The following is a 12,585-nucleotide window of genomic DNA, read 5'->3' on the forward strand; positions in this document are numbered from 1 at the left end:
GAGGCCGCAGTGCGGTCGGCCTCTGCCACACCCGAAGGGTATTCGGCGTTTTGATACGGATAGATTCAGTCACCAAGCGGTACCCCGACGGCACGGTCGCGGTCGACAACCTCTCCTTGGAGATACCCGACCGCTCGATCACCGTCTTCGTCGGTCCGTCGGGCTGCGGCAAGACGACGACACTGCGCATGATCAACAGGATGATCGAGCCGAGTGAGGGCACGATCACCATCGACGGCAAGGACATCACCCAGCAGCCGGTCAACACGCTGCGCCGGTCCATGGGTTACGTCATCCAGAACGCCGGTCTCTTCCAGCACCGCACGATCATCGACAACATCGCCACCGTGCCCCGGCTGCTCGGCTGGAACAAGGACAAGGCGCGGTCGAGGGCGCGGGAGCTGATGGAGCGGGTCGGGCTCGACGGCGCGCTCGCCAAGCGGTACCCGTACCAGCTCTCCGGCGGACAGCAGCAGCGCGTCGGTGTGGCCCGGGCGCTCGCCGCGGATCCGCCGGTCCTGCTGATGGACGAGCCGTTCTCCGCCGTCGACCCCGTGGTGCGCAAGGGGCTCCAGGACGAACTCCTGCGAATACAGGACGAGTTGGGCAAGACCATCGTCTTCGTCACGCACGACATCGATGAGGCCGTGAAGATCGGCACGATGGTCGCCGTGATGCGCACCGGCGGTCACCTCGCCCAGTTCGCGCCGCCCGCCGAGCTGCTGTCCGACCCCGCGGACGACTTCGTGGAGGACTTCCTCGGCGCGGACCGCGGCATCCGGCGGCTCTCCTTCTTCTCCTCCGCGGGCCTCGGCCTGCTCACCACCCCCATCGTGGCCGTCGACGCCACCGCCGAGCAGATCGCCGAGCGCACCGCGAACGACGTGCCGTACCTGCTCGTCACCGACGTGACCGGCAAGCCGCTCGGCTGGAGCGAACCGGCGGCGCTGACCCCGGGCGCCGTCGACCCCGCGCGGCTGCTGCCCTTCGGACGGCCCTTCCGGCACGGCGAGGAGTCGCTGCGCGCCGCCCTCGACTGCGCCGTGCTCTCGCCCACCGGGTGGGCCGTCGCGGTGGGCGCCGACGGCCGGGTCACCGGCGTCGTCTCGCAGCAGACCATCGGCGAGGCGATCCGCACCGCCCACGCCCAGGGCCGCAGCGACGAGAAGGTCGCCGGATGAACGGCGGCATCTTCCACATCCCGAGCGACCTGCAGAACACGTACTGGGGCCTGGTCGCACTGCATCTGCGCCTGGCCCTGGTCCCGGTCGTGTGCGGGCTTCTGGTGGCGCTGCCCATCGCCCAGTTGTGCGTGCGGCTGCGCTGGCTGTACCCGCCCGTGCTGTGGGTGACGACGATCCTGTACGCGGTCCCCTCGCTGGCCTTCTTCGTCGTCCTCATCGACTACACCGGCCAGAGCGAGCTGACCGTGATGATCCCGCTGGGCGTCTACAGCCTCGTGGTGTTCGTCCCGGCGATCGTCGACGGTGTCCGGTCCGTGCCGCAGGAGACGCTCGACGCCGCGACCGCCATGGGCCTCGGCCCCGTACGCCGGTACTTCCAGGTCCAGTTGCCGATCGCGGCCCCCGCGATCATCGCCGGGCTCCGGGTCGCGACCGTCTCCAGCATCTCCCTCGTCAGCGTCGGCATGCTGATCGGCAACCAGGGCGGACTCGGCAACCTCCTCAACGACGGCATGATCTACCACCAGCCGCGCCTGATCTGGCTCTCGGTGATCGGCTCGGCGGTCCTCGCGATCCTCGCGGACGCCCTGCTGGTCCTCGTCCGGTTGCTGGTGACGCCCTGGATGCCGCGCGGCAGCCGCAAGGCCCGCCCTGTCGACGAGCCCGAGGCTCGGCCCGTACCGGCCGCCGCCGCACTGGAGGACGCAGTCCGATGAACGTACTCCACTTCATCAACGCCTTCTTCAGCGAGAACGCCCACTGGCACGGCTACGACGGCATCCCCACCCGGCTGCGCGAGCACGTCCAGTACTCGCTGATCGCGCTGGCCATCGCCGCCGCCATCGGCCTGCCGGTCGGCCTGCTCACGGGGCACACCGGACGTGGCGGCAACACCGTGGCCTTCGTCGCCACCGCGGGACGCGCCCTGCCCAGCTTCGGCCTGCTGGTGCTGATGTTCGTGCTGCTCGGGCTCGGCCTGACCCCGGTGATGATCCCGCTGGTCGTCCTCGCCGTCCCGCCGATCCTCGTCACCACCTACGAGGCGGTGCGCACCGTCGACCCGTCCCCGGTGGACGCGGCACGGGGCATGGGCATGGCCGAGTCGAGGGTCCTGTTCCAGGTCGAACTGCCGGTCGCGCTCCCGCTGATCCTCAGCGGCCTGCGCTCGGCGGCCATCCAGATCGTCTCGACGGCCACCATCGCCGCGTACGTCTCGCTCGGCGGGCTCGGCCGGTACATCGTCGACGGCCTCTACCAGCGCAACTACGAGAAGGTGGTGGGCGGTGCGACCCTGGTGGCCGTCCTCGCCCTGGTGACGCTCGGCTTCTTCTGGGCGGTGGCGCGGTTCACGGTGTCGCCCGGGGTGCGCCGGGGCAACTGACCCCTCCAAAGGCCGCGGGCCCGGGGCGGATCCTCCATCCGCCCCGGGCCCGCTCGTATGCCGGCCGGCCTCAGCTCTCCGTGCGGGCCAGAGCCAGTTCCAGTACGACGAGCAGGGCGTCCCGCACCGAGCCGCGCTCCCGGGCGTCGAACACGATCAGCGGGACGCGCTCGGCGACGTCGAGCGCCCAGCGGACCTCGTCGAGGGCGTGCTCGACCTTCCCGTCGAAGGCGTTGACGGCGACGGCGAACGGGATCTGCCGGTGCTCGAAGTAGTCGACGGCGGCGTAGCAGTCGTCGAGGCGGCGGGTGTCCACGATGACGAGGCCGCCGACCGCGCCCTCCACGATGTCGTCCCACATGAACCCGAACCGCTCCTGGCCGGGCGTGCCGAACAGGTACAGCTTCAGCGTCGGGTCGATGGTGATGCAGCCGAAGTCCATCGCCACGGTGGTCGTGGTCTTGCGCGGGGTGTGGCTGAGGTCGTCGACGCCCGCCGCGACCTCCGTGATGGCGGCCTCGGTGGTCAGCGGCTCGATCTCGGAGATCGAGCCGACGGTGGTGGTCTTGCCCACGCCGAAACCGCCCGCGACCACCATCTTGACCGGCAGCGGCGGTGGTACGACGGCCACCGGGGCGGCCGTGGGGGTCCCTTCCGTGCGCGTCAGTTCGCGCGTGGGCGAGGCGCCGGCCGGTTCAGTCGGAGTCACGCGGTACCCCTCGGGAGTCGGGTATGGCGCGCAGGGCCTCGATCACCCTGCGCAGGACGGAGGCGTCGTGCGTGACGCCGGAATCGGGCACGTGCACCGCCAGATGTCCGGTGGCGCGCAGGTCCTCGGCGAGGACCCGTACGACGTTGAGGTGGAGCCGCAACCGGGCCGCGAGTTCCGCGATGGACTGCGGCTGCCGGCAGGCGGCGACGATGTCGTGCTGCTCGAAGGCGAGCCCGTCGAGCACGGTGAGACCCTCGGCGGTGGCCACCACCTGGGTCTCGACCGGCACCGGCCGGCCGGACGCCGTCGGTGCCACCCGGCCGGCGGTGACCAGGAAGGGCCGTACGGCGGGGGCTGGGCCGACCGGGTCCGGGACCGGAGGTGGGGTGCCGTCCGCCATGGGTTGAGTCTTCCTCCTCGACCGGGCCCTGAGAGCCTGGCGGCGACCGGTCAGCGTGCTGACGCCGTGCCGACGCTGTTCTTGAGCTGGAGCACGAGCTGGGGGTTGAGCGCGCTGCCGGCCCGGTTGGCGAACAGGGTCATCTCGTAGGCGATGTTGCCCAGCTTCGCCTCCTTGTCGGTGACCACGCCGAGGACGGCGCCGCTGCCGATCGCGGAGACGATGACATGACCGCCTTCAAGGTCGATGATGACCTTGTTGAGCCCACCGAGGCCGTAGTTGCCGGATGCGCCGGCGGCCAGGCTGGTGATGCCCGAGACGATCGCGGCGAGGCGCTCCGAGTGGGCGCGCTCGTGCAGTTCCGCCACGGCGATGAGCAGCCCGTCCGAGGAGACCGCGATGGCGTCGACGACGCCGGCGGTCTCCGTGGCGAAACGGTTGAGCAGCCAGTTGAAGTCGGCTGCCGCGGCCTGCAGTTCGGCCGGCGTGGTGGCTCCCCTGGGGGGAGTGTCGCCTGTCGACGTGCTCACTGCTCGGCTCCTTCCGGGAGGTGGTTCTGGTCATGCGGGTCATTGGTCGCGGGCCGGTGATCGGCGCCGCTGTCGCGGTGTGCCCGCTCCACGGCCGCTTCGAACTCGTCCAGCGCGTCCCGCACGGCAGCCGCGTCGGCGAGCCGCGGGGCCTGCCGTGCCGCCTGCTGGCCGGCGTCGACGGTCGTACGGAGCGTGGCACCGCGGACGCGGCGGCGCAGGGGGCGGGCGGAGGCGTCGCCGGGGGGCGTCGGGCCGGTCCCGGCCTGGGCGGACGGCGTTGTCACACCGGGCCGGACCTGGGAAGACGATACCGGTCCAGCAAGCCCGCCCCGCCCGGCGGGGGTTGAATCGTCGGACCGACGGTGACTCACACCCTCGACCGCTTCGGCACGGCCCCGCGGCACGAAGGGGCTCGCCGCCCCGGCCCCGGCCCCGGAGCCCCCACCGAGGCCGGCACCTGCGACGGCGCCGGAGGTCGTTGGGGTCGGGCCCGAGGTGGTAGTGGTGGGTGTCGGGGTCGGGCCCGCGGTGGCATCGGCGGTTGTCGGGGTCGGGCCCGCGGTGGTGCCGGGGGCGGTCGGCGTCTGGCCTGTGGCGGTGCCGGGGGTTGCCGGGGTCTGGCCCGCGGCGGCATCGCGCGTTTCCGGGGTCTGGTGCGCGGTGGTGCCGGGGGCGGTCGGCGTCCGGCCTGTGGCGGTGCCGGGGGTTGCCGGGGTCTGGCCCGCGGCGGCATCGCGCGTTTCCGGGGCCGGGCCCGCGGTGGTAGTGGTGGGTGTCGGGGTCGGGCCCGTCGTCGCGACGACGGGGGTTGTCGCGTCCGTGGCCGTGACCGGGCTCGTGGGTGGTGTGTCCGTGGGGGTTTCCCGGCGGGGCACGCGGCGTGGGAGCGGGCTGGGGCGGCCGTCGAGGCCGGTGTCGTGCGGCAACCCGGTGTCCTCCTCGCCGGTGGCGGACGGCCGGGGCCCGGAGACGGGGCCGGTCAGCGGCGAAGCACCGGACCGGTCGGCGCCGGCACCCCAACTTGCCGGCTTCCGCGCCGTGGGACCAGCGGGATCGGCCGCGTTGCCGTACGCGCTCGCCGAGAGCGCGAAGCCGGCCGAGCCGTCCGCACCTCCCGCGGGACCCGCCGGTCCGGACAGCTCGGAGCGCTTCCCGACCGCAGGACCGCCGGAGACGACCATCGGGCTCATCGCCAGCAGCAGCGACGACGGCACCGTCACCTCCGCCGTCATACCGCCGCCCGGCGTGCGGGACAGTTCGACGGCGACGTCCCAGCGGCGCGCGAGGCTGCCGACCACGAACAGGCCGAGCACCTTCGTCGGCACCACGTCCAGCCGCTCGCGGCGGATCAGCCGCGCGTTCTCCTCGGCGAGCCGCTCGGGGCTCATGCCCAGACCGTGGTCGGAGATCACGATGGACGCGCCCCCGGCATGCATCGTGTCCGCGCCCGAGGTGTCGCGCACGTACACCTCGACCGGGCTGCCCTCGGGCGAGAACGACACGGCGTTCTCCAGGAGTTCGGCCACCATCAGCGTCAGGTCGCCGATGATGTCGGGCTCCACCATGACCTCGGTGCGGGCGTGCATCCGTACCCGCTGGAAACCCTCGATCTGGCCGAGCGCGGCGCGTACGACGTTGGTGAGCGCCGTGGGGCCGGAGTCGAGGACCGTCTCGCGGATGCCGGCGAGCAGCATCAGACTGTCGGCGTTGCGGCGCAGACGGACGGCGATGTGGTCGATGGAGTAGAGGCGCTCAAGCAGTGCGGGGTCGGTCTCGCCGCGCTCCACCGCGTCGATCAACGCGAGTTGACGGGTCGTCAGATTGCTGACGCGGCGGCCGACGTTGCCGAACATCTCGGCGACGTTGCGGCGGCTGAGCACCTGACGCTCCAGCAGGGCGACCGCGGTGGTCTGCACCTGGTTGATCACCTCGGCCAACTCGCCGATCTCGTCGCGCGCGGTGACCGGCATCTCGCGCAGCATCGGCGCGCTGTCGTCCTCGGCGTCCTCGTCGGCCACCCGCGCCAACTCGCGCCCCGCCACGTCGGCGACCTCCCGGGCGGCGCCGGTGAGCGCCTGCACCGGCCGCACCACCGAGCGGCGCACCAGCACGGAGAAGGCGAGCCAGAGGACGAACCCGAGCAGGGCGGCGGCCAGCAGCAGGCCCGCGCGCCACCAGGCCATCGTCGACGCGCTCTCGGCACCGTCGGCGATCTGGTCGATGAGCGACGAGGTGATCTTCAGCCGGCTCTCCGCCTGCTGCGGATAGGCGGGGTAGTCGTTCAGTGCCTGCTCGAACGCGGTCTTGATCTCCTTCGGCGTGGTCGCCTGGAGGGTGCTGGGAGCGACCTGGAGCTCGGCGTAGGCCTCGGTGATGGCCCCCTGGGAGCTGGTGTGCTCGATGTCGGCGAGCTCGTCGGCCTGCTGTGCGGTGCCGAAGCGGGCGAAGCGCTCGGCCTGGCTGACGTAGAGCTGGTGCGCGCCCACGGCGGTGGTGAACTCGATCAGCGCGTTGGTGTCGCCGGTCGTCGCGGAGAACACGCCGGTCTCGAAGGAGCCGTGCGCCGCGTCGGCACGCAGCAGGGAGTCCAGCAGGTTGCCGGTGAAGGTGGCGGCCAGCTCCGCGTTGCGGTCCAGGCCGAGACCGTCGATCACGGTCCTGGTGGCGTTGTCGTAGGCGGGGTCGATGTTGCTCGCGGGCAGATAGCCCTGCTCGACCGTCCCGCGCAGGCTGGTGAGGCCCTCGACCTCCTTCAGCGCCTGCGCCTCGCCGTCCGGCAGCGTGTCGCCGAAGGCGTCGCGCACCTTCACGATCCGCGCGTCGACCGCGTCCTGCGCCTTGCGGTAGGCGGAGAGGGTGGACCTGACGCCGCGGCCTCCGGCCTCGTAGCGCACGGAGAGCAGGACCGCCAGCTGGTGCTCGCTCTCCACCTCGTTGACCAGCGACGCCACCTGCTCGCTGTTGCGCACCGTGTCCGCCGCGGACGCCGCGTCCCGTGCCTGGCCCACCTGGTCGGCGATGAGATAGGAGAGCAGCGTGGCGACGACGGCCAGGGGTATGCCGACCAGGAGGTTCAGCTTGCGCCGGAAGGGCCATCGGTCGGCGAAGCCTCGTATGCCACCCCTGAGTGGCGACGGGGCCGACCGGGCCGGCGAGTCCACCTCGGTCGTGGACACCGGGCCTCCTTCATGGGGGGTCTCATCGCGCGAGACCACGCGGATGACCGATTCTGATCGCTGAAAATGGTGCAGGATGACACCGAGCGGCCCCCGTGTACCGCCGTGGCCGATGCCAACTGCGGTGAGACTACCGCCTCATTGAACGATCAAGCACGTCGCCCTGCGTCAAGAATCCGTTACAAAGCGACCCCGGATCCGTTCCCTTCTGTTCACACTGCATTCACAACTGATCACGCATTGAGGCCAATTGGTGACCCGGCTGCTCTTGACTGAATAAGAACGCGCTGGATTGGATCAGTGTCAGAGATTGCTTCTCATCTGTCCCCAGAGTCCGGAACGGGAATCGTGACTTCCAAAGCCCCACGCCCCAGGTCCATCAGGAGCTATTCCGCGGCGGCCGTCGCGCTCGTCGCGACCACGGCCCTGCTGGCGGGATGTGGCTCCTCCGACGGCAACAAGTCCTCCGACCCGCTCCAGGGAGGGAAGTCCGACGGCAAGACCGTGGTCGTCGGCTCGAACAACTTCGCCGAGAGCATCCTGATCGCCGACATCTATGGCGAGGCCCTGAAGGCCAAGGGTGTCAAGGTCACCTACAAGCCGAACATCGGCAGCCGTGAGACGACGTACGGGCTGCTGAAGAACGGCTCCATCACCGTGCTGCCCGAGTACAACGGCGCGCTGCTGGCCTACCTCGACCCCAAGGCGACGCCGAAGACGGTCGAGGCCACGACGGCCGCGATCGAGGCCAAGCTGGACTCCAAGCTGACGCTCCTCGACCCCGCGTCCGCGCAGGACAAGGACTCGGTCACGGTCAACAAGGCCACCGCCGACAAGTACAAGCTGACGTCCCAGTCCAGCATCGCGGACCTCAAGGACATCGCGAAGGACCTGACGATAGGTGCCTCGCCGGAGTTCCAGACCCGGCAGCAGGGCCTGGTGGGCCTGAAGTCGGTGTACGGCCTGGAGTTCGAGAGCTTCAAGCCGCTGGACGCGGGCGGTCCGCTGACCCAGGCGGCGCTGAAGAAGAACACGGTGCAGGCCGCGGACCTCTTCACCACCGACGCGACCATCGTCAAGGAGAAGCACGTCGTCCTCCAGGACCCGAAGAACCTCTTCGGCTTCGAGAACGTGCAGCCGCTGGTCTACAAGAGCGGCCTGTCCTCGGACGGCGTCGCCGCACTGAACGCGGTCGCGGCCAAGCTCGACACCAAGTCCCTGCTCGACCTGGACTCCCAGGTGCAGCTCGAGAGCAAGGACCCGCTGGACGTCGCCAAGGCCTGGCTGAAGACGGTCGGCCTCGGCTGATCCGACGTCCCTGGGACGATCTCCGGCACACCGGCGCGGGTGCCCCTCCACACGAGGGGGCACCCGCGCCGTCGTGGTCCTGCTCGGTATGTCGAATTGGTTCAGCCCTGTTGGGCTGCGATCAACTGGTCGATCAGCGCGATGAGTACGTCCCGCGACGACGCCCGCTCGCGGGCGTCGCACAGCAGGACCTGGACGTGGTCCGGGAGGGCGAGGGCCTCGCGGATCTCGTCGGGCGGGTAGGGGTGCTCGCCGTAGAAGCCGTTGACGCCGACGACGAAGGGGATGCCCCGGCGTTCGAAGAAGTCGATGGCGGCGAAGCTGGTGTCCGGGCGGCGGACGTCGATGAGGACGACCGCGCCCAGCGCACCCAGGGCGAGGTCGTTCCACATGAACCAGAAGCGCTGCTGGCCGGGGGTGCCGAAGAGATAGAGGACCAGGTCGCGGCTGACGGTGATGCGGCCGAAGTCCAGGGCCACGGTGGTGGCCTGCTTCTCCTCGATGCCGTCGAGGTCGTCGACGCCCAGGCCGGCCGCGGTCAGGCGTTCCTCCGTGCGCAGCGGGGCGATCTCGCTGACCGAGCCGACCATGGTGGTCTTGCCGACGCCGAAGCCCCCGGCGATCAGTATCTTCACCGTGTCGGGCGCCGCCCGGGTGATGGCGTCAGAGCCGGCCAAGGCCGTCCCTCACTTTCTGCAGCAGGTCCGGATCCGGGTTGCAGGAGACGGGGTGCGGAGCGCGGGCGGTGATGCGGCCCGTCTCCAGGAGATCGCAGAGCATGATCACCACCACGCTCACCGGCAGGTCCAGCAGCGCGGCGAGTTCCGCGACGGCGATCGGCTCGGCGCAGCGGCGCAGGATGCGCTGGTGCTCGGGCTGCGGCCGGGTGGCCCGGGTCGGCGGCGGGTCCACCGCGGTCACCGTCGTGATGAGCGTGAAGTCGGCGCGGCTGGGCCGGGTCCGTCCGCCGGTCAGTGCGAACAGTCGTACGAGACGGCCTGCCGTGTCGCCTGAGCTCACCTCACGCGCCGGGTTCGGCGGTCGGGCCGAGGCCCGCCCGCGGCGCCGCGCTGAGGTGCTCGCCGATCTTCTTCACCAGCATGTTCATCTGGTACGCCACCACGCCCACGTCCGCGCCCTGGCTGGTGAGGACGACAAGGTGGGCACCCGGGCCGGCCGACGTCAGTATCAGATAGCCGTGCGCCATCTCGATCAGCGCCTGGCGCACCGGGCCGCCGCGGAAGTCCATGCTGACGCCCTTGCTCAGGCTCATCAGCCCTGACGCGGTGGCCGCCAGCCGCTCGGCGTCGTCGCGCAGGAACCCGGTGGACCTGCTGACGACCAGGCCGTCCTCGGAGAGCACGACGGCGTGGTTCACCTCGGCGACCCGCTCCACGAGTCCGGTCAGCAGCTGGTCGAGCTGGGTATGGGTGGCGGGGATGGGGCGTGTCATGGCGGTGTTCCTTCGTCAGCGGTCGGCGGGCGGTGTCGAGGACGGGGGTCCCCCCGCTCTGGCGCAGTTCAGAGCGGGGGAGGTGGTGCCTTCGGTGGGGAGCTGCGCATCCGGTTCCCGAGACACGGGTGCGCCCTCCTGGTCGTACTGGTCGTACTGCGTGTCTGCGTCGTCGTCGCGCGCCCGGAGCGTGCCCCGCTGGAAACCGGCGAGCGAGGCAGCGGCCCGCTCCGCGGTGAACTCCTCGGCGTGGCCGTCGTGTTCGTCACCGGCGGGTTCCTCGCGCAGCTCGGCGGCCAGACTGGTCTGGGGCACGCGGCGCGGGAGCGGGGTGACACCTTCGCGCCGGGCGGAGGACGCGAGGGCGGGGGTGGGTGTGGGGACGGTGCGGGCGGGGGCGGCTGGGCCCGGCTCCCGCACGGGCTCCGTGGGCTTCTCCCCGGTGGCCGGCTCCGCCGGATCGGAGGAGTCGCCGGTCGCCGACGACTCCCGTACGACGATCTCGTGCGGGAGCAGCACGATCGCCGTCGTTCCGCCGTACGCCGACGGGCGCAGGGTGACCGCGATGCCGTGCCGGGTGGCGAGACGGGCGATCACGAACATGCCGAGCCTGAGGTCGTCGGCCAGCGCCACCACGTCGAACTGCGGCTCCACCGCCAACTGGGCGTTGAAGGAGGCGTAGTCCTCCTCCGACATGCCGAGACCGCGGTCCTCGACCTCCACGGCCAGGCCCTTGGCCACCAGTGCGGCGCGCACCGCGACGGGGGCCGGCGCGGGCGAGTACACGGTCGCGTTGTCGATCAGCTCGGCCAGCAGGTGGATCACGTCGGCCACCGCGGGCGGCGCCAGACACACGTCCTCGTCGGTGTGCACCTCGACCCGCTGGTACTCGGCGACCTCGCCGACGGCGCTGCGCAGGATGTCGACCAGCGCGACCGGCTCACGCCAGCTGCGCCTGGGCTGCTCGCCGCTGATGATGACCAGGTTCTCCTCGTAGCGGCGCAACTGGCTGGCCGTGGAGTCCAGTTCGTACAGGCCGCTCAGGACGTCCGGGTCGGAGTGCCGGCGCTCCAGCGCGTCGAGCTTGGTGAGCTGCAGGTTGATCAGGTTCTGGCTCTGCCGGGCGATGCCGAGGATGACCTTCTGGAAACCGCGCCGGGTGTCGGCGAGTTCGACCGCGGTGTGCACCGCCGTGCGCTGCGCCTTGTTGAACGCCCGTGCCACCTGGCCGAGTTCGTCACCGCCGTAGTCCAGCGGCGGGGCCGCGAGGTCCGCGTCGATCGTCTCGCCCCGGTCGAGGCGGGCCACGACGTCCGGCAGCCGTTCCTCGGCCAGGCTCAGGGTGGCCTCCCTGAGGCCACGCAGCCGCCGGGACAGGGAGCGGGTGATCCGCCAGGACATGCCCACGCACAGCAGCAGGGCGATCAGCCCGCCCGCGCTGAGCGAGGCGGCGGTGAGCAGCAGGTTGTCGGCCTTGTCGGCGCTCTGGTCGAGCAGGCCGGACGTCTGGCTGTCGATCAGCCGCGTGTACCGGTCGCCGATCTTGTCGAACGCGCCGGCCCACGCCGTGCGCCTCCGCGCGTCGGGCAGCGCGGCCTTCCCGTCGGCGGCGGACGGCCGGGACGCGAGCACCTGGTCCTCGATGCCCTGGAGGGTCTGCCACTCGGGGCTCTGCAGAATCCGCACGGTCTGTGTCTTGGCGCTGCCGCTCAGCGCGGGGACGATCTGGTCCCGGACGAGCCAGCGCCGGGCGTCGACCAGCTCGGCGAACGCGTTCCACTCCTCCTCGCTCAGATGCCCGGACGGCCAGGCCATGGTGAGCTGCGCGTCCTCCTGGGAGACCAGCTCAGCCGCGTGCTCCAGGGCGACCAGCGGGCCGGCCTGCGAGGTGAGGTCGCCGTCGTCGACCTGGGAGAGCTCCTGGAAGGCGTGGATCTGGTCGTCGATGATCGAGCTGTACTGGTCCAGCGCCTGCGCGGCGGTGATATCGGTGGGGTTGTCCACCTGGCCCCGGAAGTACTCCAGGCTGCCCACGGAACCGACGACCGAGTACAGCCGGTCCGAGATGCGCGCGGGTGCCTTGTCGATCGCGTCGGACTGCCCGACCAGCTTCGCGACCGCCTTGTCGGTCTCCTTGCGCTGTGCCTCCAGCGCCGCCCGGGAGCCGTGCGGGTCGGCCAGCCAGGCCGCCGACAGGGTGCGCTCCTGCTGCAGCGCGAGCGTCGCGTCGGTGCCCATGGCGCCGGTCGAACGGCTCAGCTGGGTCTGCCCACGCAGCCGTAGCCCCTCGTCGAACATCTGCTTGGTCGTGATGCCCCACAGGGCGACGAGGGTGACGCTGGGCACCAGGGCCAGCAGGATCAGGGAGAGACGTATGGAGCCGAGACGGCGCCGGGCACCTGTCCGTTCAGACATCGTGGTCCTAGGCAATCAGCGGA

Annotated in this window: 12 protein-coding genes; 4 read left to right on the top strand and 8 right to left on the bottom strand. The window is 71.1% G+C overall.

The window, feature by feature from the left end; all coding sequences use genetic code 11:
* The first annotated feature begins 50 nt into the window (after positions 1 to 50).
* From OG870_RS35105 to OG870_RS35115, 3 genes are read left to right on the top strand one after another with little or no spacing between them, the layout of a single operon-like run.
* Positions 51 to 1,181: an ABC transporter ATP-binding protein gene (locus OG870_RS35105; protein WP_266523092.1), complete on the top strand. Its 1,131-nt coding sequence runs from the start codon at positions 51 to 53 to the stop codon at positions 1,179 to 1,181.
* Positions 1,178 to 1,900 carry an ABC transporter permease gene (locus OG870_RS35110; RefSeq protein ID WP_266523095.1) on the top strand — a complete coding sequence of 241 codons (723 nt, stop codon included), beginning with the start codon at positions 1,178 to 1,180 and terminating at the stop codon, positions 1,898 to 1,900. Before OG870_RS35105 ends, OG870_RS35110 begins: the two co-directional genes overlap by 4 nt.
* A complete protein-coding gene (locus tag OG870_RS35115) occupies positions 1,897 to 2,565 on the top strand; it encodes an ABC transporter permease (RefSeq protein ID WP_266523097.1) in 669 nt (222 codons plus the stop codon). Before OG870_RS35110 ends, OG870_RS35115 begins: the two co-directional genes overlap by 4 nt.
* Positions 2,566 to 2,635: 70 nt before the next feature.
* Here the strand turns inward: OG870_RS35115 and OG870_RS35120 are convergent, their stop codons facing one another.
* From OG870_RS35120 to OG870_RS35135, 4 genes are read right to left on the bottom strand one after another with little or no spacing between them, the layout of a single operon-like run.
* Positions 2,636 to 3,274 carry a GTP-binding protein gene (locus tag OG870_RS35120; RefSeq protein WP_405625182.1) on the bottom strand — a complete coding sequence of 213 codons (639 nt, stop codon included), beginning with the start codon at positions 3,272 to 3,274 and terminating at the stop codon, positions 2,636 to 2,638.
* Positions 3,261 to 3,677 (bottom strand): DUF742 domain-containing protein, encoded by a 417-nt coding sequence (locus tag OG870_RS35125; RefSeq protein ID WP_266523099.1) that lies wholly within the window; start codon positions 3,675 to 3,677, stop codon positions 3,261 to 3,263. Before OG870_RS35125 ends, OG870_RS35120 begins: the two co-directional genes overlap by 14 nt.
* 50 nt (positions 3,678 to 3,727) lie before the next feature.
* Positions 3,728 to 4,207, bottom strand: coding sequence for a roadblock/LC7 domain-containing protein (locus tag OG870_RS35130; RefSeq protein WP_266523101.1), 480 nt, complete (start codon positions 4,205 to 4,207; stop codon positions 3,728 to 3,730).
* Positions 4,204 to 7,386 carry an ATP-binding protein gene (locus OG870_RS35135; RefSeq protein ID WP_266590752.1) on the bottom strand — a complete coding sequence of 1,061 codons (3,183 nt, stop codon included), beginning with the start codon at positions 7,384 to 7,386 and terminating at the stop codon, positions 4,204 to 4,206. Before OG870_RS35135 ends, OG870_RS35130 begins: the two co-directional genes overlap by 4 nt.
* 348 nt (positions 7,387 to 7,734) lie before the next feature.
* On the opposite strand from OG870_RS35135, the gene OG870_RS35140 reads away from it, so the two are divergent.
* Complete coding sequence (locus OG870_RS35140) at positions 7,735 to 8,694, top strand: ABC transporter substrate-binding protein (RefSeq protein ID WP_266523106.1); 960 nt, start codon at positions 7,735 to 7,737, stop codon at positions 8,692 to 8,694.
* A 101-nt stretch (positions 8,695 to 8,795) separates the two neighbouring features.
* Here OG870_RS35140 and OG870_RS35145 read toward each other — a convergent pair whose 3' ends face one another.
* Genes OG870_RS35145 through OG870_RS35160 form a run of 4 tightly spaced genes read right to left on the bottom strand, consistent with a single transcriptional unit; the run spans position 8,796 to position 12,562 of the window.
* Entirely contained in the window at positions 8,796 to 9,371 is a 576-nt protein-coding gene (locus tag OG870_RS35145) for a GTP-binding protein (protein WP_266590754.1), read from the bottom strand.
* Positions 9,358 to 9,714 (bottom strand): DUF742 domain-containing protein, encoded by a 357-nt coding sequence (locus OG870_RS35150; protein WP_266523111.1) that lies wholly within the window; start codon positions 9,712 to 9,714, stop codon positions 9,358 to 9,360. Before OG870_RS35150 ends, OG870_RS35145 begins: the two co-directional genes overlap by 14 nt.
* A gap of 1 nt (position 9,715) precedes the next feature.
* Positions 9,716 to 10,147 (bottom strand): roadblock/LC7 domain-containing protein, encoded by a 432-nt coding sequence (locus OG870_RS35155; protein ID WP_266523113.1) that lies wholly within the window; start codon positions 10,145 to 10,147, stop codon positions 9,716 to 9,718.
* A 15-nt stretch (positions 10,148 to 10,162) separates the two neighbouring features.
* Positions 10,163 to 12,562, bottom strand: coding sequence for a nitrate- and nitrite sensing domain-containing protein (locus tag OG870_RS35160; RefSeq protein WP_266590756.1), 2,400 nt, complete (start codon positions 12,560 to 12,562; stop codon positions 10,163 to 10,165).
* Positions 12,563 to 12,585 lie beyond the last annotated feature (23 nt).

The organism is Streptomyces sp. NBC_00461 (genome assembly GCF_036013935.1).
Classification (GTDB): Bacteria; Actinomycetota; Actinomycetes; order Streptomycetales; family Streptomycetaceae; genus Streptomyces.